Annotated in this window: 22 protein-coding genes and 4 tRNA genes; 10 read left to right on the top strand and 16 right to left on the bottom strand. The window is 59.0% G+C overall.

Annotation, left to right across the window (positions count from 1 at the left end; translation table 11 throughout):
• The first annotated feature begins 131 nt into the window (after positions 1-131).
• From YA0848_RS32405 to YA0848_RS32415, 3 genes are all read left to right on the top strand, one after another.
• Positions 132-1220 (top strand): asparaginase, encoded by a 1089-nt coding sequence (locus tag YA0848_RS32405; protein ID WP_034099126.1) that lies wholly within the window; start codon positions 132-134, stop codon positions 1218-1220.
• Positions 1221-1387: 167 nt separating this feature from the next.
• Positions 1388-1639: a DUF1654 domain-containing protein gene (locus YA0848_RS32410; RefSeq protein WP_169869002.1), complete on the top strand. Its 252-nt coding sequence runs from the start codon at positions 1388-1390 to the stop codon at positions 1637-1639.
• A 4-nt stretch (positions 1640-1643) separates the two neighbouring features.
• On the top strand, positions 1644-2333 hold the full coding sequence (locus YA0848_RS32415) for an endonuclease (protein WP_034099128.1): 690 nt from the start codon (positions 1644-1646) through the stop codon (positions 2331-2333).
• 32 nt (positions 2334-2365) lie between these two features.
• Here the strand turns inward: YA0848_RS32415 and YA0848_RS32420 are convergent, their stop codons facing one another.
• Positions 2366-2731: an SPOR domain-containing protein gene (locus YA0848_RS32420; RefSeq protein WP_034099847.1), complete on the bottom strand. Its 366-nt coding sequence runs from the start codon at positions 2729-2731 to the stop codon at positions 2366-2368.
• A gap of 262 nt (positions 2732-2993) precedes the next feature.
• Here YA0848_RS32420 and csrA point away from each other — a divergent pair, with 262 nt between their 5' ends.
• From csrA to YA0848_RS32435, 3 genes are all read left to right on the top strand, one after another.
• Positions 2994-3188, top strand: coding sequence for a carbon storage regulator CsrA (gene csrA, locus YA0848_RS32425; protein ID WP_003192511.1), 195 nt, complete (start codon positions 2994-2996; stop codon positions 3186-3188).
• A 204-nt stretch (positions 3189-3392) separates the two neighbouring features.
• Positions 3393-3647: a hypothetical protein gene (locus YA0848_RS32430; RefSeq protein ID WP_169903724.1), complete on the top strand. Its 255-nt coding sequence runs from the start codon at positions 3393-3395 to the stop codon at positions 3645-3647.
• A 92-nt stretch (positions 3648-3739) separates the two neighbouring features.
• Positions 3740-4036 carry a hypothetical protein gene (locus YA0848_RS32435; RefSeq protein WP_034136884.1) on the top strand — a complete coding sequence of 99 codons (297 nt, stop codon included), beginning with the start codon at positions 3740-3742 and terminating at the stop codon, positions 4034-4036.
• 19 nt (positions 4037-4055) lie between these two features.
• Here the strand turns inward: YA0848_RS32435 and YA0848_RS32440 are convergent, their stop codons facing one another.
• Positions 4056-4733 (bottom strand): HAD-IA family hydrolase, encoded by a 678-nt coding sequence (locus tag YA0848_RS32440; RefSeq protein WP_169903723.1) that lies wholly within the window; start codon positions 4731-4733, stop codon positions 4056-4058.
• A 200-nt stretch (positions 4734-4933) separates the two neighbouring features.
• Between YA0848_RS32440 and YA0848_RS32445 the strand changes: the two genes are divergently transcribed.
• From YA0848_RS32445 to YA0848_RS32455, 3 genes are read left to right on the top strand one after another with little or no spacing between them, the layout of a single operon-like run.
• Entirely contained in the window at positions 4934-5185 is a 252-nt protein-coding gene (locus YA0848_RS32445; RefSeq protein WP_169903760.1) for a DUF2790 domain-containing protein, read from the top strand.
• Positions 5186-5227: 42 nt separating this feature from the next.
• Positions 5228-5899, top strand: a complete 672-nt coding sequence (locus tag YA0848_RS32450) for a heavy metal response regulator transcription factor (protein ID WP_169903722.1) — start codon at positions 5228-5230, stop codon at positions 5897-5899.
• Positions 5896-7299, top strand: coding sequence for a heavy metal sensor histidine kinase (locus YA0848_RS32455; RefSeq protein WP_034114422.1), 1404 nt, complete (start codon positions 5896-5898; stop codon positions 7297-7299). Before YA0848_RS32450 ends, YA0848_RS32455 begins: the two co-directional genes overlap by 4 nt.
• Here the strand turns inward: YA0848_RS32455 and YA0848_RS32460 are convergent, their stop codons facing one another.
• The 7 genes from YA0848_RS32460 to YA0848_RS32490 form a co-directional block, all read right to left on the bottom strand.
• Positions 7300-7758, bottom strand: a complete 459-nt coding sequence (locus YA0848_RS32460) for an anti-virulence regulator CigR family protein (RefSeq protein ID WP_034099137.1) — start codon at positions 7756-7758, stop codon at positions 7300-7302.
• Positions 7759-7833: 75 nt separating this feature from the next.
• Positions 7834-8463 carry a pyroglutamyl-peptidase I gene (gene pcp, locus YA0848_RS32465; protein WP_169903721.1) on the bottom strand — a complete coding sequence of 210 codons (630 nt, stop codon included), beginning with the start codon at positions 8461-8463 and terminating at the stop codon, positions 7834-7836.
• A gap of 7 nt (positions 8464-8470) precedes the next feature.
• On the bottom strand, positions 8471-9421 hold the full coding sequence (locus tag YA0848_RS32470) for a DUF979 domain-containing protein (RefSeq protein WP_198712546.1): 951 nt from the start codon (positions 9419-9421) through the stop codon (positions 8471-8473).
• Complete coding sequence (locus YA0848_RS32475; RefSeq protein ID WP_034099143.1) at positions 9418-10134, bottom strand: DUF969 domain-containing protein; 717 nt, start codon at positions 10132-10134, stop codon at positions 9418-9420. Before YA0848_RS32475 ends, YA0848_RS32470 begins: the two co-directional genes overlap by 4 nt.
• Before the next feature lie 254 nt (positions 10135-10388).
• Complete coding sequence (locus YA0848_RS32480; protein ID WP_040268871.1) at positions 10389-12002, bottom strand: histidine kinase famiy protein; 1614 nt, start codon at positions 12000-12002, stop codon at positions 10389-10391.
• A 122-nt stretch (positions 12003-12124) separates the two neighbouring features.
• Positions 12125-12550, bottom strand: coding sequence for a hypothetical protein (locus YA0848_RS32485; RefSeq protein WP_034099146.1), 426 nt, complete (start codon positions 12548-12550; stop codon positions 12125-12127).
• Between the two features lie 158 nt (positions 12551-12708).
• Positions 12709-12785, bottom strand: a tRNA-Val gene (locus YA0848_RS32490).
• A 184-nt stretch (positions 12786-12969) separates the two neighbouring features.
• Here YA0848_RS32490 and YA0848_RS32495 point away from each other — a divergent pair.
• Positions 12970-14253 carry an NAD(P)/FAD-dependent oxidoreductase gene (locus tag YA0848_RS32495; RefSeq protein WP_034099147.1) on the top strand — a complete coding sequence of 428 codons (1284 nt, stop codon included), beginning with the start codon at positions 12970-12972 and terminating at the stop codon, positions 14251-14253.
• Positions 14254-14408: 155 nt separating this feature from the next.
• On the opposite strand, the gene YA0848_RS32500 is transcribed toward YA0848_RS32495, so the two are convergent.
• The 7 genes from YA0848_RS32500 to YA0848_RS32530 form a co-directional block, all read right to left on the bottom strand.
• Positions 14409-14485, bottom strand: a tRNA-Asp gene (locus YA0848_RS32500).
• 103 nt (positions 14486-14588) lie between these two features.
• Positions 14589-14665 (bottom strand) — tRNA-Asp (locus tag YA0848_RS32505).
• Between the two features lie 55 nt (positions 14666-14720).
• Positions 14721-14796, bottom strand: a tRNA-Val gene (locus YA0848_RS32510).
• A 107-nt stretch (positions 14797-14903) separates the two neighbouring features.
• Positions 14904-15668 carry an SDR family oxidoreductase gene (locus YA0848_RS32515; RefSeq protein ID WP_169903720.1) on the bottom strand — a complete coding sequence of 255 codons (765 nt, stop codon included), beginning with the start codon at positions 15666-15668 and terminating at the stop codon, positions 14904-14906.
• An 11-nt stretch (positions 15669-15679) separates the two neighbouring features.
• Complete coding sequence (locus YA0848_RS32520; protein ID WP_047882089.1) at positions 15680-16891, bottom strand: O-succinylhomoserine sulfhydrylase; 1212 nt, start codon at positions 16889-16891, stop codon at positions 15680-15682.
• 65 nt (positions 16892-16956) lie between these two features.
• Positions 16957-18462 carry an amidophosphoribosyltransferase gene (purF, locus tag YA0848_RS32525; RefSeq protein WP_034099151.1) on the bottom strand — a complete coding sequence of 502 codons (1506 nt, stop codon included), beginning with the start codon at positions 18460-18462 and terminating at the stop codon, positions 16957-16959.
• A gap of 41 nt (positions 18463-18503) precedes the next feature.
• Positions 18504-19061, bottom strand: coding sequence for a CvpA family protein (locus YA0848_RS32530; protein WP_034099153.1), 558 nt, complete (start codon positions 19059-19061; stop codon positions 18504-18506).
• Between the last annotated feature and the right edge of the window lie 50 nt (positions 19062-19111).

The following is a 19111-nucleotide window of genomic DNA, read 5'->3' on the forward strand; positions in this document are numbered from 1 at the left end:
ATTTAAAAATACACAAGCCATAAGGCTGGTACAGATCCTGCTCTTACCCAGTACCTCGCGGCATTTAGCATCGCCCGAGTGTTCTGGATGAACCTGCTACAGCACTCATCAAAAAATCAGAGAGAAAAATAATGAAATCCGCACTGAAGAACTTTGTTCCGGGCGCCTTAGCCCTCCTGCTGCTGTTCCCCGTTGCCGCCCAGGCAAAAGAAGTTGAAGCCAAGACCAAACTGTCCAACGTGGTGATTCTCGCCACCGGCGGCACCATTGCCGGCGCCGGCGCCAGTGCCGCTAACAGCGCCACCTATCAGGCGGCCAAGGTCGGTATCGAGCAATTGATCGCCGGTGTTCCTGAGCTTAGTCAGATCGCCAATGTGCGCGGCGAACAAGTGATGCAAATTGCGTCCGAAAGCATCAACAACGAGAACCTGCTGCAACTGGGTCGCCGCGTTGCGGAGCTGGCCGACAGCAAAGACGTGGATGGCATCGTGATCACCCACGGTACCGACACCCTGGAAGAAACCGCCTACTTCCTGAACCTGGTAGAGAAAACCGACAAGCCTATCGTAGTGGTCGGCTCGATGCGCCCAGGCACCGCCATGTCGGCGGACGGCATGCTCAACCTGTATAACGCAGTGGCCGTGGCCGGCAGCAAAGATGCACGCGGCAAAGGCGTACTGGTGACCATGAACGACGAAATCCAGTCCGGTCGTGACGTCAGCAAGATGATCAACATCAAGACCGAAGCCTTCAAGAGTCCATGGGGTCCCCTGGGCATGGTGGTTGAAGGCAAGTCCTACTGGTTCCGCCTGCCGGCCAAGCGCCACACCATGGACTCGGAGTTCGACATCAAAACCATCAAGAGCCTACCCGATGTGGAAATTGCCTACGGCTACGGCAACGTGAGCGACACTGCTTACAAGGCCCTGGCCCAAGCTGGCGCGAAAGCCATCATCCATGCCGGTACCGGTAACGGCTCGGTGTCTTCCAAAGTGGTGCCGACTCTGGTGGACCTGCGCAAGCAAGGCGTGCAGATCATTCGTTCTTCCCACGTCAACGCGGGTGGCATGGTGCTGCGTAACGCCGAACAGCCTGACGACAAGTACGACTGGGTCGCAGCCCTGGACTTGAACCCACAGAAAGCGCGGATTCTGGCAATGGTCGCCCTGACCAAGACCCAGGACAGCAAGGAGCTGCAACGGATGTTCTGGGAATATTGATTTCTAAACATCTTCTGTAGGAGCGAATTCGCTCCTACAGCCCCTCCTCCCCTCCCCCCATCAAACATCCCGAATTGCTGACAGAAGAACTTCCAGAAATTTAAGCAGTTGCGAAATTGCCTACAGCTAAATACTGTATGCACGTACAGCTAAATAAGGAATATTCCGTGGCAAAATCTTCTGCAGCACTGCCGACAGCACCTGATGCCTATGAACGCCTGGCCGTTCGTGTGCAAAAGATCATTAACTCGACCCAGGCTCAGAAAGCCAAGGCCGCCCTCATCTTCCGCCTGCCGGATGAGCCTGAAGAGCAATGGCAGCGCCTGCTCGAGGAAATCGCTGAAAACGATAATGTCACCCTCGCCTACCGCGACGACGGCGGCGTACAGATTTTCTGGGTTGTGCCGAAGGAAGATTGAGTCAATGAGTGCCCGTTTTATTGCTGTCTGTTGCCTGTTTTTTGCCATTTCCGCCCATGCCCAAGCGCCGCGCACTTTCAGCGAAGCCAAGAAAATTGCCTGGAAGCTCTACGCCCCGCAATCCACCGAGTTCTATTGCGGCTGCAAGTACACCGGCAATCGCGTGGACCTGAAAGCCTGCGGGTACATTCCACGCAAAAACGCCAACCGCGCCGCGCGAATTGAATGGGAACATATAGTGCCGGCATGGCAGATAGGCCATCAGCGCCAGTGCTGGCAGAACGGCGGTCGCAAGAACTGCACGCGCCATGATGATGTGTTCAAGCGCGCCGAAGCGGATTTGCACAACCTGGTGCCTAGCATTGGCGAAGTAAACGGCGACCGTAACAACTTCAGCTTTGGTTGGCTGCCGGTACAGAGTGGGCAATACGGTTCATGCCTGACACAGGTGGACTTCAAGGCCAAGAAGGTCATGCCGCGCCCATCGATTCGCGGAATGATCGCGCGTACCTATTTCTACATGAGCAAGCAGTACGGTTTGCGCTTGTCGAAACAGGATCGCCAATTGTATGAAGCCTGGAACAAGACCTACCCCGTACAGGCCTGGGAGCGCCAACGCAACCAGACCGTGGCTTGCGTGATGGGGCGCGGTAATGAGTTTGTCGGCCCGGTGAACCTCAAAGCATGCGGTTGAACATGGGCGGGAGCCCCCGCCCAATCGGCCCGTTACTGGGCGGCCTTGTGCTCGATGACTTGGGACTCGGTGTCGTTCTTCTTGGCCCGCGCGAGTTTTTCAGTGAGCAGTGCCTGCTTGGCTTCTGCTTCCTCCTTGGTTGCGAACGGCCCTAGAAGCACTTCGTCCTTGCCGTCCACTTTCACGATATAAAAATTGAAACCATGTTCCAGCAACCAGGCGGTGAGGTCAGTGATCGCCTGCAGCTTGTGGTCCGGTGGACCTACCCGTACATCCCACTCCTGCACAGCAATCGCGCCGGTCTGTGGTTGGCTTTCGCTCACGGCAGGCTTGGCCTTGGGGGTATCGACGGGCTTGCCTTCGCCACAGCCGGCCAGCGCCAACACCATCATTGCCATCACTACTTTACGCACTGCCCTGCTCCTTTAAGGATTAAAGAGGCGACTTTATCATCCACTGTCTATTCTGGCCGTCATAAACGTTGGATTAAACAATGCGAATGATGTATCGCAGACCTGTATGATGCGCCCATGGGAATTAATGTTGCCTCTATGCGTCCTAAAGAGGCAGTCACAGGGAAGCGCTTAGCAGTAAGCTATACACATCCGACACCTGCCCTGTCTGAAACATGTGTCCTTAAAAGTAATCAAGGAGAAGTCCATGCTTATACTCACCCGCAAAGTTGGTGAAAGCATAAACATCGGTGATGACATCACGATCACCATCCTGGGCGTCAGCGGCCAGCAAGTACGAATCGGCATCAACGCACCGAAAGACGTTGCCGTGCATCGCGAAGAGATCTATCAACGTATCCAGGCTGGCCTGACTGCTCCGGACAAAAACCAGACGCCTTGAAACGCCCTCAGTAGCCAGCCCTTTCGTGCACGGTAACGGCTGGCGAAAACTCTTCCCAACGGCCTGCGTTTCGGACGTGGCCAGCATCGCCAGCAAGTCGGTCCACGCGACAAGATGGAACAATCTTCGGGACCGGAACTTGTTACGTCATTTACAGCCGAAACTCCTGACTGACTTCCTCCATGTGCACTCGGGAGCACGTACATGAGGTCTGATACCGCATCGCCGCGCTTTTCCAGATCCTGGCTGATCGCCTTGCTGATAGGGCTGGCTTTTATCGGCCTGGAATTTGTAATCAGGTTTGAAATTGCAGGCAGCGCTCCCACCGATCAGCATTCGGCGCTGGACCTGACGCTACTGCTATGCGGTTACCTGTTTATGTTCTGCCTCAAGCCTATACAGAAGGTTGTACACCGCAGATTCTGTCAGCGCAGCCCTGGAAAAACGTCACGTCCATAGTCACGTATCAGCTAGCAGATTGCCGGTATTTACAGTGTCGCATCGCGGCCTATGCTTGGTGTGTTTACCCGTTAGTTGAAGGCCTGAAACCGATGGATACCCTCAGCCGATCAGAAATCGAATCCGCCCTCGCAGCCCGCTTACCCAGTTATGCGGTTGCCTGCACGCTACACGCTGACGGCACCTTGTCCGTGGTGCTCAGCGGCCCGGAGACAGATCATTTCGCAATCACCGGGATCGTACGCGCGCACTATCGCGGCGCCGAAGCGATTGCACGACTGGCTAATGAGATTCTTCGCGAAATGGTGGTGTCACGACGCGGCATGAGGAGCGAACGCATGCATGCGCCGCCCAACGCGATTGCGTGGCAAGAAAGCCAAGACCCGTAAAGGTCTTGGCTTTCTTGTATCAACCCGCCTCGTTGTGCAAGGTCAACCAGCCCTCGGCATTCCGCCGCACCTGCAGCCGCTCATACCCACCAATGGTTGGGTGTTGTGTCGCCAACTGCTTGAGGTGGGTCGCAGTCACCACCATCACATCCGCGCCCGCCGCCTCACCTGCGCGAATGCCCACCGACGCATCCTCAAACACCAGACACTCCTGCACCGAAACGCCCAAACGCTGGGCGCCCAGCACATAACAGGCCGGATTCGGCTTACCGATGGCGACATCTTCTGCCGTCACCATCACCGTCGGCGGCGCAATGCCCGCCGCTTGCAGCCGGCGCATTGCCAGTTCCCTGGGCGCCGACGTCACCAACGCCCACTGATCGGCAGGCAGGCGGTCGAGAAACGCCGCAGCACCGGGAATCGCAACCACGCCATGCACATCGTTGATTTCAGCTTCGGTGATCCATTGCGCTTCAGCGTGCGGGTCGACGCCGGGTAACCCCTGGCGCGTGATGGTATCGATGGCGCGGGCGCCATGGATGGTGGTTAAAAACGCCGCCACATCCAGACCGTGACGTTCGGCCCAGCGGCTCCACACACGCTCGGCGGCGGCGATGGAGTTGAGCAGGGTACCGTCCATATCAAACAGGAAAGCACGGTAAGAACGGGCAAATACAGCTGGAGCACGGATGGACACTGGGGGCTTCCTCGTGGGCGGTAACGCATGATCGACCGCTGCAATCTACGGGGCTACCCGATGGCTGTAAACGCCACCACGCCTGAGCCAGGGGTTTCATTACGAACTTGTCATCATTCTGTTGGCGGGCTGTTAGGGGCGGCTGTTTACCGTGAACTTACTGCCAGAGCCTGGCAGCCACCCTTCGGAGTAAGAACGTGATGAAACTGTTGATCCTCGGCGTCGCCACACTGCTTGCCACCGGCTCCGTATTCGCCGCCGACAACACCGGCGTAATCCATGACGCGACTGGCGCCTATGTACATCTGGACGTCGCCAAAGTGCTGTCGAGCAGCGACACTAGCAACCAATGCGGCATTGTCCCGGCGCAATTGCGCTATCTTGACCACCAAGGTCGCGAACATGTGCTGGACTATCAGGTCCAGGCTATCGGATGCCCCAATGACAATTGATCGGATTACACTGGCGCGACGTACCGAATCCGAGCCTTTTCCATGAATATCCTTGTTGTAGAAGACGAACCCAAGGCCGGCAATTACCTGCTCAATGGCCTTCAGGAGCTGGGCTACTCCGTGAGCCTCGCCCGCGACGGCGTGGACGGCCTGCACCAAGCCCTGGAAACGCCGTTCGATGTGATCGTGCTGGATGTGATGATGCCGAAGATGGACGGCTGGCAAGTACTGCGCCGCCTGCGCAAAGAAGCCGACACACCAGTGCTTTTTCTTACCGCCCGTGACGATATCGCCGACCGCATCAAGGGCCTGGAGCTGGGTGCGGACGATTACCTGATCAAACCCTTTTCCTTCGCCGAACTGGTAGCCCGCCTACGCACCCTGACCCGTCGCGGCCCAACCCGTGAAGAAGACCAACTGCACATCGCCGACTTGCACATTGAAGTGCTCAAACGCCGCGTCACCCGCGCCGGCACACGCATTATCCTGACCAACAAGGAATTTGCCCTGCTGCACCTGTTTGCCACGCACCAGGGCCAGGTATTGTCACGCTCGCTGATCGCGTCGCGGGTATGGGACATGAACTTCGACAGCGACACCAATGTGGTGGATGTAGCCGTGCGCCGCTTGCGCCTGAAGATCGACGACCCGTTCCAGCTCAAGCTGATCCATAGCGTGCGCGGCATCGGCTACCGCTTCGACACCCAGCCATGACGCCTCGCCGACATTATTCGCTGACCCTGCGACTGGCGCTGGTGTTCGCCCTGCTCGCCTTTGCTCTGCTGGCCACCCTCGGCGTGGCGCTGTACCGGGAACTGGAGCGCGAGCTGATCCGCCGCGACGACGCCGCGTTGATCTCGCGGGTCGATCAACTGCGCAACCTGCTCAACGACAGCAACACCCTGGAGCTGATCAGGAACAAACCGGAATTGTTCCAGAACATGCTGGGCAACCGCGAGTCGGTGCTGAGTATTGCAGCTCCCGGGCAACAGCCATTGCTGCTGGTGAATCCAGGAAATATCGACTTGCCGGCGGTCACACCGGTGCCCAAAGGCCATGTCCTGGACCTTGCCGATGTGCAGCACCTGCCCGGTGTCAACGGTGTTCCTTTGGCCGCCCTTGCCGCGTCTATCGACTCCGGCGACCTGGGCAACCTGCAAGTTACCAGCGGACGCTTGATGACCGAACGTACCGCCATGCTCGCCAGTTATCGATTGAGTGTGTATATCCTGGCAGGTATCGCCGCACTGGCCCTGGCGCTAGCCGGCTATGTACTGGTGCATCGAGGCCTGCTGCCGTTGCGACGGTTGGCGCAGCATGCCCAAGGGATCGGCGTCGGCAACCTGGCCGAACGTCTCGACAGCCGGGGCGCACCGAAAGAACTGCTGCCGATGATTAATGCCTTCAACACCATGCTCGAACGCCTGGCCAAGGGTTTTGCGCAATTGAGCCAGGTGTCGACCGACATGGCCCATGAACTACGCACGCCTATCAACAACTTGTTGGGGGAAACCCAGGTTGCCCTGCATCAACAGCGCAGCGTCGATAGCTACCAGCAACTTTTGGCTTCGAATGTCGAAGAACTCGAACGGCTGGCGCGCATGCTCGACAATATGCTGTTCCTCGCACGCACTGACCCGGCCAGCGCCCTGCGCCAACGCCAGGCACTCAGCGCCGCAGATGAAGTGGAACGCATCGCGGAGTACTTCGAGGGGCTGGCAAGTGATCGGGGGATGCGCATTCTCACCGCTGGCCAAGGGGAAATCTGGGCCGAGCCCATGCTACTGCGGCGCGCCCTGGCGAACCTGTGCGCTAATGCGATCAAGTACGGCGCCGCGCATTCAGAGCTGCGTATCGAGGCGATGCCCGCGGTTGAGGGCCTCATCCTGCGGGTGAGCAATCAGGGGGAGACGATTGCGGCCGAACACCTGCCGCGTCTGTTCGAGCGTTTTTATCGAGTAGATGAGTCGCGGGAACGTTCGGCTCACTCCAACGGGTTGGGCCTGTCGATCGTGGCGACCATCATGCAGTTGCACAATGGCCGCTACAGCGTCAGCAGCCAGAACGGTGTCACCTGTTTCGAGCTGTTGTTCCCCGGGCGTGAAGCGGACTGATCAGTTGAACGCCCCATTGAGTACTTCGTAGATGATGCCCGAAGCAATGGCCACCAGGATCAAGTCAGTGCCCGCCTGCTGCCATTCGTAGCCATCGTAATGTGGCAACTGACCCAGCAAACGGCCATCGAGTTTTTTCGCGATACCCGGCGGCAGCGGTTTGCCGCGTGCCAGGTTCTTCTGGATCCCCGGCGGCAAGGCCGGGCCGGGGCTCCAATAGTTCCGATAACCGCCCAGCACATTCAATACGCCGCTGCGATCCACGTTGGGCCCATGACTGCCCGAGGCACCTTTACCATTGGGTTTGTCATAGTTCTGACCGCCAGGGTTATTGCCTTTGCCGTTACCGCCGCCCTTGCCATTCCCATGGCCGTTGCCAGGATCGGCCAACGCCAGAGCACTCCCGGCAGACAACGCAAGCATTAGCGCAACAGACGCATATTTCGAGCACTTGATCATGGCGATTTTCCAGGGCAGAAACGTCCTTCAACTGTAGTTGAAATTACACCGCGACGCATTGAAAGCAGCGCCCGATCAACTTACCTGACCCCCCGCCTCCACCACATCCACCGAGGTCTGCCAGGCTGCCGTCACCGCGACGCGCAGTCCTTCGATCAGGGTCGTCAACGCCATGGACGGCTCGCTGCCCCCTGGCAAGCGCGGCACATGAATAAAGCCGCTGCGCACACCGGAGCCGGCGAGCGCATGCTGCAGGCGATAGAACACCTGGTTGCACACGAACGTACCCGCTGTATGGGACACCGAAGCGGCTACCCCAGCCTCGCGCACCGCCCGCACCATCGCCTTGATCGGCAGCGTGGTGAAGAACGCCGCCGGGCCATCCGTCACCACCGCCGTGTCGATCGGCTGCGCCCCGAGGTTATCGGCGATACGCGCATCGTTGAGATTGATCGCCACCCTTTCGATGGAAATATCGCTACGCCCAGGCCCCAGCCCCGTGGCGATAACCATCGCCGGGCGCAGTTCGTTGATCATTTGCAGCAGGCATTCCGGGGCCGTGGCAAAGGCACAGGGCAGCCGCCGCGCAACGATCCGCACGTCGTCGCGCAGTTGCAGGCCATCCAACTGGCGCACGGCTTCCCAGGACGGGTTCACCGGGTCTTGATCGAAGGGCTCAAACCCCGTTAGCAACACAGTGTGCATAGTGGCCTCACATCAACAGGTAAAGCAGGACGATATTGACTACCAGCATCATCAGGGCGGTCGGCAATTGCGCTTTGATCACCGCGTTCTTGTCCGGCAGTTCCAGCAAGGCCGCCGGGACGATATTGAAGTTGGCGGCCATCGGGGTCATCAGCGTACCGCAGTAGCCGGAGAACATACCGATGGCAGCCATGACCGCTGGGTTGCCGCCGTAGATCCCCACCAGCACCGGCACACCGACGCCGCCGGTCATCACCGGGAACGCCGCGAAATCGTTGCCCATGATCACTGTGAACAACGCCATCCCCAGCACATAGACCATCACCGCCACCAACTTGAAATCCAGGTTGATGTAGGTAGTGGTGACATGGGCGACCGCCGTGCCCACCCCAGCCTCGTTAAACAATAGGCCGAGCATGGCCAGCATCTGCGGCAAGACCATGGCCCAGCCCAGGGCTTCGGTCAGGCGACGCGACTCGCGCAAGGCTTGCACCGGAGTATCGCGGGTTAGCCAACAGGCCAGGCCGAGGGCGATCAGACAGCCGATACCGAGGGACACAAAGGTAGTGTTTTTCGGGTCCAGCAACGGCACGCCGCCGATTTCGGTGTGCTTGAGCAAGACCGAACCGATCACCGTGGTCAGGGGAATAGCCAACGCGGGAATAAACAACTTATGCCCCAGTCGACCGGCGCTGGCGCGGGTGGCCTTGTCATGCAGTTCAGCATGGGAGCCACGCCCCACACCGCCGAAACCGGCGATCAATGCCATTACCACCACGCCGGCGCCGACCACCACCGAGGGCAGACGCTCACCCACCAGAAACGGAATCGCGAACAGCAGCCAAAAGAGCGCGCTGGACCAACGCTTGGGGTGGCTGCGATCCAGCACAATCATGCCTGCCGTAATCAACAGCAGCACCCCGGCCAGCCAGTACAGGTATTGAATCGAAATAATCATTGCGCCGCCTCCACAGCCTTCACGCTGGGCGTCAGCTCGCGGGTGAGCCGTCGGTCGAAGCGGTGCAGCCGGATCCCATGCACGATAAATGCACAGATCGCCGTGGGAATGCCCCATACCGCAATGTGCAGCGGCTCTACATCAATCCCCGAGCCCAGCAGGAACGTGTGCATCAGCGCGATGGCGCCGAACGCCACGAAGATGTCTTCACCGAAGAACAGCCCAACGTTGTCCGTGGCCGCACACATGGCTAGGACTTTGTGGCGCACTTTGTCCGGCAGTTTGCCGTAGCGCTTTTCCGCCGCACCTTCAGCCATCGGCGCCAGCAGCGGCCGCACCATCTGCGGATGCCCGCCCAGGCTGGTCAGGCCCATGGCCGCAGTGGATTCGCGTACGAACAGATAGATGATCAACAAGCGCCCGACCGTGGCGCGCTGGAAGCGTGCGATCCAGTTCTGCGCATGCAGACGCAACCCATGACGCTCCAGCAGTCCGATGACCGCCAACGGTAACAATAGAATCAGCTGTAGGGCACGGGTCTGAAGGAAGCCATCCCCCATGGAGGCGAGGATTTTTTCCAGGGGAAAATGAGCAGCAAGCCCGGTGGCGATCGCAGCACCTGTGACCACCAGCAGCGGATTGAAGCGCAAGATAAAGCCAACCACGATGACAAGTACGCCGATCAACGGCCATAGATTCACAACAGTTTGCATGACGGGGAGGTCCTTTAAATGCGCGCTGCGGCGCCATTACAGCAGGATGTGAACAAAGGGTTCACAGCAAGAGATGGCGTGCAGTCGGCTCGGTTTTTTATTGTTGACCCGGAAGGTCGAGCGTCAGTGGCGGCAACTTTGCTGCCTGGAGGCGGGAGGTGTCCAACAAGAAAAATTGTTGCTGCGATCCAATAAATTTTGTGGGTATCGGAGGGGATGGGGGCGCGTCGTCGGCGACGCCCCCTACGCAAGGCTCAGCTCACGCCGTTGGGGCCATCGAGCACGTACCTGACCTTCTTGGCCAACACATTGGGCAAGCACGGTTTGGAGATCACCTCGAACTCCGCGCCGCCCAGGTCGGTGCGTTCAATGGCGTTTTCCGCGTAGCCAGTGGTCAGCAGGATTTTCATGTCGGGGTACAACTGGCAGACCTCCCGCGCCAGCATCACGCCATTCATGCCGCCGGGCATGATCACGTCGGAGAACAGCAAGTCGTAATGTTCTTCCCTGGCCAGCACGTCTAATGCCTCGGCAGCGCCGTAGGCGATGGTGGTGTGATAGCCGTAGTCCTCCAGCACCATGCGCGCCAGCTCGGCCACATCAGGGCGGTCCTCGACGATCAGGATACGTTCCGAACCGCTGCGGGCTTCCGATACCTTGGGCTCTTCATGGGCCGAGATGCCGGCCTCATCCGCTGGAAAATACAAGCGCACCGTGGTGCCAAGGCCCTCCTCTGAATAAATCCGCACTGCACCGCCGGATTGCTTGGCAAAACCGTAGACCATCGACAAGCCCAAGCCAGTGCCCTTGCCTTCATCCTTGGTAGTGAAAAACGGGTCCATAACCCGCGTAAGAATACTGTCGGGCATCCCACAGCCATTGTCCGTCAAGGCCATACTGACATAGCGTCCCGGCATCAGCCCGTCGTAGGACATAGAGCTGAGTTCGCGCACTTGGATATTGCGGGTCTCGATAGCCAAGGCAGGCTGCTCACGCTCCACCAAGGCGTCGCGCGCATTGATCACGATATTGAGGATGGCCAGCTCGGCCTGGGTCGGGTCGATGCGGCAGTTCCACAGGTCGGTTTGCAGGTCGGTGCGAAAATCGATGTTGTCACCCATCACACGCTCAGCGGAGCGTCTGGCCAGCTCGACGAAATGATTGAGGTTGATCACACGCCCCTGCAGCTTTTGCTTGCGGGAAAACGCCAGCAACTGCTGCGTCAGCGTAGACGCTTTCTCCACCGCCCCTTTGGTCATGCTCAGGCTGCGAATCACACGATCTTCGTCCAGCACAGGCTTGCGCACGGCGCGGTCGACCATCTCGACATAGCCGCCGATGACCTGCAGCAGGTTGTTGAAGTCGTGAGCAATACCGCCGGTGAGCTGGCCCAGGGCTTCCATTTTCTGCGCCTGACGCAGCGCGTCCTCGGCATCGCGGCGGCGACTGACGTCCAGCTGCGAGGCGAAGAAGTACATCAACTGATTGGATTCGTTGTATACCGGCGAAATGAACAAGGCGTTCCAGAACGTTGAGCCGTCCTTGCGGTAGTTAAGCAACTCGACCGAGATGTCTTCTTCTTCACTGATAGATTGCTTGATCTGGCCCACCACCTCGGGGTCGGTGTCCGGCCCCTGCAGAAAGCGGCAATTGCGCCCGTAGATTTCGTCGGCGCTGTAACCGGTCATATCCAGGAAAGCCTGGTTGGCAAATATGATCGGGTTATCTTCGCGATTGGGATCGGTGACGATCATGGGCATACGCGTGGTGCCGACGGCAGCAAAGAAAATGTTCTTACCTGCCGATGTGATATCACCGGTTTCAGAGTTATCCACGCGGGTGTGGAGATCTTTTGGTTGATGAGTCACGGGGCTAAATCCTGTCGGCTTGATAGAGGAGAAAACGGACTTCCTGCCTCATAGACAACCGGAGTCAAAAAATAGTTTGGCGCCCCGTGGCTCCTTTGCTACACCAACTCTTCACGATCAGATCACGCCGTCGTGCTGACCATTGAGCCCTTCCCACTGCCGCTCTCGGCCATGACGGCCTGCAAAAGCGCTGCGGTAACGGTCTGCAATGCCGCGCTGATGGTCATAACTTGTGTTTGAGCTGCGGCGACAGCCACGGCCTTGGCCTCTTCACTTTGTTTGCTGGACTGGGCTCTCTGCAACGTCTGCTGCGCCTGCTGAAGCTGCTTTTGCAATTGTTCGATCTGTTTTTTCAACTGTTTGACCTGATCGGACTCCTGCGGGCCGGATGAGGCCTGGTCCGCGCCGTTTGCGGCAGCAGCCCCCTTAGCTTTTGGATCCATACGAATGGTCAAAGGCCCAGTGTTTTCGTCCTTAGTCGTTTCGCTGGTGATAGACGTGGTCTGCGGGACGACTACCGTGCTCGAATTGCCAGCATTGATAAGCATGTCGAATGTCCTATAACGAGAAAGTGCTCACTTTATCGGCTTGTTTACAGGGGACTTTAGTCTCGCTATCCGTCTACATTGCAGTAAATTCGAGACAACAAAAAAGGGCCCACCTTTCGGTGAGCCCTTCTAGACCGCCCAGCAGAGCGGATTTTGTTTGGTAGGCGCGATTGGACTCGAACCAACGACCCCCACCATGTCAAGGTGGTGCTCTAACCAACTGAGCTACGTGCCTGCTGTGAGGCGGCATTCTACGGAATTCCGAAGGTGTGTCAACATCTTTTTCGTAGCTAACCCTATGAATATGCGAATTTTTTATCGAGGGCCACATCACTCGCAGTTTTTGCATGGCTGGCAGCCGATTTTCAACTCAGGTAGGATCGACGCACTCGTAAAAAATATAAAACAGAGGTTCCAGGATGGCGAACACCCCCTACCCCCAGTCGTATTACGCCGCTTCCGCCAACGCCGTTCCCCCTCGCCCAGTGCTGCAAGGCGAGGTCGAAACCGATGTGTGCGTAATCGGCGCCGGCTACACCGGCCTGTCCAGCGCGCTGTTCCTGCTGGAGCACGGCTTTCGCGTGACGGTACTGGAGGCCGCGAAAGTGGGTTTCGGCGCCTCGGGCCGCAATGGTGGACAGATCGTCAACAGCTACAGCCGCGATATTGACGTGATCGAGCGCAGCGTTGGGCCCAAGCAGGCGCAGTTGCTGGGGCAAATGGCGTTCGAAGGTGGCAGGATCATTCGCGAACGAGTGGCCAAGTATCAGATTCAGTGCGACTTGAAAGACGGTGGAGTTTTCGCCGCGCTCAACAGTAAGCACATGGCCCACCTAGAGTCGCAAAAGCGTTTGTGGGAACGCTACGGCCATACACAACTGGAGCTGCTGGACGAGCGCCGTATCCGCGAGGTGGTGGGCTGCGAGAACTACGTAGGGGGTTTGCTGGACATGAGCGGCGGCCATATTCATCCGCTCAACCTGGCATTGGGCGAAGCCGCCGCCGTGGAATCCCTGGGTGGCACGATCTACGAGCAATCGGCGGCGGTGCGCATTGAGCGTGGCGCGAATCCGGTGGTGCATACGGCCGAAGGCAAGGTCAGAGCCAAGTTCATCATAGTCGCGGGCAATGCCTATCTGGGCAACCTGGTGCCGGAGTTGGCGGCGAAATCGATGCCGTGCGGCACCCAAGTCATCACCACTGCGCCGCTGGGCGATGAGCTGGCCAAGTCGCTGCTGCCGCAGGATTACTGCGTCGAAGATTGCAATTACTTGCTCGACTACTATCGCCTGACCAGCGATAAACGCCTGATCTTCGGTGGTGGCGTGGTGTACGGCGCGCGTGATCCAGCCAACATCGAGGCGATCATCCGACCGAAAATGCTCAAGGCCTTCCCACAACTCAAGGACGTGAAGATCGACTACGCCTGGACGGGCAACTTCCTGCTGACGCTGTCGCGCTTGCCGCAAGTCGGGCGCCTGGGCGACAACATCTACTATTCCCAAGGCTGCAGCGGCCATGGCGTGACGTACACGCACTTGGCAGGAAAGGTACTGGCGGAGGCTTTGAGAGGCCAGGCGGAGCGTTTTGACGCATTCGCCGACCTACCGCACTACCCGTTCCCAGGCGGGCAACTGTTGCGTACGCCGTTTGCGGCAATGGGGGCCTGGTATTACGGGCTGCGGGACAAGCTGGGTTTCTGAATAGGTCGTTGGAGCCGGTTCGCCGGCTCCAACATTCGTTCCAAATCGCACAAACAAAAAACCCCGGTCTTTCGACCAGGGTTTTTGCTATCGGATCAAAACAGCTTTTAGCTTGCTTTGTGCTTCAAGGCGTTCAGTGGGCCTTGACGCAGATATGGCGCAGCGGACGGGACTCGAACCCGCGACCCCCGGCGTGACAGGCCGGTATTCTAACCGACTGAACTACCGCTGCGTATCGCTTGACCGGCAGAGCAACATCTCTACCGTCATTAAACGTCTGACTGATCAACCTTGGCTGTTCAATCTCAGGCCCGATGTATCAGACCTGGAGAATATGGCGCAGCGGACGGGACTCGAACCCGCGACCCCCGGCGTGACAGGCCGGTATTCTAACCGACTGAACTACCGCTGCGCGTCGGTGCAACCTTTAACGTTGCGTCCTGCCCGAAGGCAAAACTCTCAAGAAGTGGTGGGTGATGACGGGATCGAACCGCCGACCCTCTGCTTGTAAGGCAGATGCTCTCCCAGCTGAGCTAATCACCCTTTGCTTCGTTGAGGCCGCGAAATTTACGCAGGTAGCAGACCTAAGTCAATAGCCCGCTTGAAGTTTTTCCGAAAAAGACAAAATTGCTTCAAGACAGCCCTGCGTCCTACTCGCTGTAAATCATCCTCTTGCTCATGCCACCGTCCACGACGAACTCTTGCCCGGTAACAAACCCGGCCTGACGCGACAGCAACCACGCCACCATCGCCGCCACATCCTCCACCGTGCCGACCCGGCCGGCCGGATGCTGAGCATGGTCGGCGTCACTCAACGGCTCGGCGCGCCGCACCGCAGGATCACGCGCATCAATCCAGCCAGGGCTGACGGCATTGACCCGCACTTCCGGCCCCAAGCTGATAGCCAGCGCGTGGGTCAGCGCCAGCAGCCCGCCCTTGCTCGCCGCATAGGCTTCACAGTCCGGCTCCGATTGCCGCGCACGGGTCGAGGCCAGATTGACGATTGCGCCACCGTGGGCACGCAGGTAGGGCGCACAATGCTTGGCCAGCAACATCGGTCCACTGAGGTTAACCGCCAGCACACGATTCCAGTACGCCAGATCCAGGCTTTCCAGCGTAATGTTATGCGGATCGGCAACCGCTGCATTGCACACCAGGGCGTCCAGGCGCCCGAACTGCCCGAGCACTTCGGCAACCCCTTGGGCGACCTGTTTCTCGTCGGCCACGTCCATGCTGATAAACCAGGCGTTATCGCCCAACACCTTGGACACCTTGGCACCGCGCTCACGATCAAGGTCCGTCAGCACAACTTGCCAACCCTCACTGATCAACCACGCCGCGATACCCAGGCCAATGCCCCGCGCCGCGCCGGTCACCAGCGCAACACGGCCGTTACTGGCTACCGCGACTTCCATGGCCCACTCGATCACAAGACCGCCAGCCCGCGAGCCAGGTCGGCCTGCAGGTCGGCCACGTCTTCCAGGCCGACCGCGATGCGGATCAGGCTGTCACGGATACCGGCCGCTTCCCGCTCCTGCGGTGCCAAGCGTCCGTGGGACGTAGTGCTCGGATGGGTAATGGTGGTTTTGCTGTCACCCAGGTTGGCGGTGATGGAGATCAAACGAGTCGCGTCGATAAAGCGCCAGGCGCCGTCCTTGCCGCCCTTGACCTCAAAACTCACTACAGCGCCGAAACCACGCTGCTGGCGCTGGGCCAACTCGTGCTGCGGATGGCTCTTGAGGCCCGCGTAGTGAACCTTCTCGATGCCGTCCTGCTGCTCCAGCCACTCGGCCAAAGCCTGAGCGTTGGCACAGTGGGCCTTCATGCGCAGGCTGAGGGTCTCCAGGCCCTTGAGGAAGATCCAGGCGTTGAACGGGCTCAGGGTCGGGCCGGCGGTGCGCAAAAAGCCCACCACTTCCTTCATCTGTTCGCCGCGACCAGCCACTACACCGCCCATGCAACGACCCTGGCCGTCGATGAACTTGGTCGCCGAATGCACCACAACGTCCGCACCCAGCTTCAGCGGCTGCTGCAAGGCTGGCGTGCAGAAGCAGTTATCGACCACCAGCATTGCACCTTTGGCATGCGCCACTTCGGCCAGGGCGGCAATGTCCACCAGCTCGGCCAACGGGTTGGACGGCGACTCGACGAACAACAATTTGGTGTTGGCCTTGATGGCCGCGTCCCAGCCGGACAGGTCCGCCAAAGGCACGTAGTCCACTTCGACGCCGAAGCGCTTGAAGTATTTTTCGAACAGGCTGATGGTCGAGCCAAACACGCTACGTGACACCAGCACATGGTCGCCGGCGCTGCACAAGCTCATCACCACCGCCATGATGGCTGCCATGCCGGTCGCGGTGGCTACCGCCTGCTCGGCGCCTTCCAGGGCCGCAATGCGCTCTTCGAATGCGCGTACGGTAGGGTTGGTGTAGCGCGAGTACACATTGCCCGGCACTTCACCGGCAAAGCGCGCAGCGGCATCGCCAGCGGTACGAAACACATAGCTGGAGGTGAAGAACATCGGATCGCCGTGCTCACCTTCCGGCGTGCGATGCTGGCCGGCGCGCACAGCCAGGGTATCGAAAGCTACGCCATTGAGGTCGCTGTCCAGCCGACCGGCATCCCATTCCTGACTCATGCTGCCACTCCTTACTCAATACGGTATTTAAGATACAAAACCGGCCCCTCAGGGCCGGTGTCTACTCAGTTGTTGTACAGATCGATGATCGCACTGACCGCCTGGGTCTTGATCTTCGACGAGTCGTTACGCGCCTGCTCGATCTTGTCCAGGTACGCCTCGTCGACGTCCCCGGTCACGTACTTGCCGTCGAACACGGCGCAGTCGAACTGGTCGATCTTGATCTTGCCGCCACCGACCGCTTCGATCAGGTCCGGTAGGTCCTGATAGATCAGCCAATCGGCGCCGATCAGATCAGCCACGTCCTGGGTCGTGCGGTTATGGGCGATCAGCTCATGGGCGCTCGGCATGTCGATACCGTACACGTTCGGGTAGCGCACGGCGGGTGCGGCGGAACAGAAGTACACGTTCTTCGCTCCGGCTTCGCGGGCCATCTGGATGATCTGCTTGCAGGTGGTGCCACGTACGATGGAGTCGTCCACCAGCATCACGTTCTTGCCGCGGAACTCCAGCTCGATGGCGTTGAGCTTCTGACGCACCGACTTCTTGCGTGCCGCCTGACCCGGCATGATGAACGTACGGCCGATGTAGCGGTTCTTGACGAACCCTTCGCGGAACTTGACGCCCAGGTGGTTAGCCAGTTCCAGCGCAGCGGTACGACTGGTGTCCGGAATCGGGATCACCACGTCGATATCGTGCTCGGGACGCTCGCGCAGGATTTTCTCGGCCAGTTTCTCACCCATGCGCAGGCGCGCCTTGTACACCGACACACCGTCGATGATCGAATCCGGACGCGCCAGGTAGACGTGTTCGAAGATGCACGGCGTGAGTTTCGGCGCCACGGCGCACTGACGGGTGTGCAGCTTGCCATCTTCGGTGATGTACACCGCTTCACCCGGCGCGAGATCGCGGATCAGGGTGAAGCCCAACACGTCCAGGGATACGCTTTCCGAGGCGATCATGTACTCGACGCCTTCGTCGGTGTGACGCTGGCCGAACACGATCGGGCGGATGCCATGGGGGTCGCGGAAACCGACGATGCCGTAGCCAGTCACCATGGCCACTACCGCATAGCCACCTACGCAACGGTTATGCACATCGGTGACCGCGGCAAACACGTCCTCTTCGGTGGGTTGCAGCTTGCCGCGCTGAGCCAACTCGTGAGCGAACACGTTGAGCAGCACTTCCGAATCGGAGCTGGTGTTGACGTGGCGCAAGTCAGATTCGTAAATCTCCTTGGCCAGTTGCTCAACGTTGGTGAGGTTACCGTTGTGCGCCAGGGTGATGCCGTAAGGCGAGTTGACGTAAAACGGTTGGGCTTCGGCCGAAGTGGAGCTGCCGGCAGTCGGGTAGCGCACATGGCCAATGCCCATGTGTCCGACCAGCCGCTGCATGTGACGCTGATGAAACACGTCACGTACCAGGCCATTATCCTTGCGCAGGAACAACCGGCCGTCGTGGCTGGTCACAATACCGGCAGCATCCTGGCCGCGGTGCTGGAGGACGGTTAGCGCGTCATACAGCGCCTGATTGACGTTCGACTTACCGACGATACCGACGATGCCACACATGCGACGCAACCCCTACTTAATGGATCTTGACTGAGTACCGCTTACTGAGGCGTTTTGGCCGGTAAGAGGTGCTCCTTGAACGGCATATCAGCGGGTACGCTGATGCCGCTGGCCAGCCACTGACTGCTCCACCCCAATATGAGGTTCTTGGACCAATCTGCAACCAATAGAAATTTTGGCACGAGTACCGACTCCTGCCACCATGCATCCTGCTGTACCGGCCCCAGGCTCAACAGCCCGACCGCCACGACCACCAGCAACGCACCACGCGCGGCGCCGAAGGCCATGCCGAGAAATCGATCGGTCCCGGAGAGGCCGGTGACGCGTATCAACTCGCCAATAAGATAATTGACCATTGCCCCCACCAGCAGCGTGGCGATGAACATGATGGCGCAGCCCGCGATGACGCGAGCCGAAGGTGTCTCGATGTAACCGGCCAGGTAAACCGACAGTGAACCACCGAACATCCAGGCTACGACTCCTGCGATGATCCAGGTCAGCAACGACAGGGCTTCTTTGACGAAGCCGCGGCTGAGACTGATCAAAGCGGAGATGGCGACGATTGCGACAATCGCCCAATCAACCCAGGTAAATGGCACGTTTGAGCCTACGGACGGATAAGGCGGCGCATTTTAGCAGAGCGTCAGGC

The organism is Pseudomonas sp. S4_EA_1b (genome assembly GCF_016307435.1).
GTDB lineage: Bacteria > Pseudomonadota > Gammaproteobacteria > Pseudomonadales > Pseudomonadaceae > Aquipseudomonas > Aquipseudomonas rhodesiae.

What these genes read in the sequence shown, in the direction of transcription:
- YA0848_RS32455 (WP_034114422.1), top strand. Translation starts at nt 5,896, where the DNA reads ATGACGCCTCGCCGACATTATTCGCTGACCCTGCGACTGGCGCTGGTG.
- YA0848_RS32495 (WP_034099147.1), top strand. Translation starts at nt 12,970, where the DNA reads ATGGCGAACACCCCCTACCCCCAGTCGTATTACGCCGCTTCCGCCAAC.
- YA0848_RS32420 (WP_034099847.1), bottom strand. Translation starts at nt 2,731, where the DNA reads ATGGCAATGATGGTGTTGGCGCTGGCCGGCTGTGGCGAAGGCAAGCCC.
- YA0848_RS32430 (WP_169903724.1), top strand. Translation starts at nt 3,393, where the DNA reads ATGAGGTCTGATACCGCATCGCCGCGCTTTTCCAGATCCTGGCTGATC.
- csrA (WP_003192511.1), top strand. Translation starts at nt 2,994, where the DNA reads ATGCTTATACTCACCCGCAAAGTTGGTGAAAGCATAAACATCGGTGAT.
- YA0848_RS32450 (WP_169903722.1), top strand. Translation starts at nt 5,228, where the DNA reads ATGAATATCCTTGTTGTAGAAGACGAACCCAAGGCCGGCAATTACCTG.
- pcp (WP_169903721.1), bottom strand. Translation starts at nt 8,463, where the DNA reads ATGCACACTGTGTTGCTAACGGGGTTTGAGCCCTTCGATCAAGACCCG.
- YA0848_RS32415 (WP_034099128.1), top strand. Translation starts at nt 1,644, where the DNA reads ATGAGTGCCCGTTTTATTGCTGTCTGTTGCCTGTTTTTTGCCATTTCC.
- YA0848_RS32475 (WP_034099143.1), bottom strand. Translation starts at nt 10,134, where the DNA reads ATGCAAACTGTTGTGAATCTATGGCCGTTGATCGGCGTACTTGTCATC.
- YA0848_RS32485 (WP_034099146.1), bottom strand. Translation starts at nt 12,550, where the DNA reads ATGCTTATCAATGCTGGCAATTCGAGCACGGTAGTCGTCCCGCAGACC.
- YA0848_RS32460 (WP_034099137.1), bottom strand. Translation starts at nt 7,758, where the DNA reads ATGATCAAGTGCTCGAAATATGCGTCTGTTGCGCTAATGCTTGCGTTG.
- YA0848_RS32405 (WP_034099126.1), top strand. Translation starts at nt 132, where the DNA reads ATGAAATCCGCACTGAAGAACTTTGTTCCGGGCGCCTTAGCCCTCCTG.
- purF (WP_034099151.1), bottom strand. Translation starts at nt 18,462, where the DNA reads ATGTGTGGCATCGTCGGTATCGTCGGTAAGTCGAACGTCAATCAGGCG.
- YA0848_RS32470 (WP_198712546.1), bottom strand. Translation starts at nt 9,421, where the DNA reads ATGATTATTTCGATTCAATACCTGTACTGGCTGGCCGGGGTGCTGCTG.
- YA0848_RS32515 (WP_169903720.1), bottom strand. Translation starts at nt 15,668, where the DNA reads ATGGAAGTCGCGGTAGCCAGTAACGGCCGTGTTGCGCTGGTGACCGGC.
- YA0848_RS32520 (WP_047882089.1), bottom strand. Translation starts at nt 16,891, where the DNA reads ATGAGTCAGGAATGGGATGCCGGTCGGCTGGACAGCGACCTCAATGGC.
- YA0848_RS32435 (WP_034136884.1), top strand. Translation starts at nt 3,740, where the DNA reads ATGGATACCCTCAGCCGATCAGAAATCGAATCCGCCCTCGCAGCCCGC.
- YA0848_RS32445 (WP_169903760.1), top strand. Translation starts at nt 4,934, where the DNA reads ATGAAACTGTTGATCCTCGGCGTCGCCACACTGCTTGCCACCGGCTCC.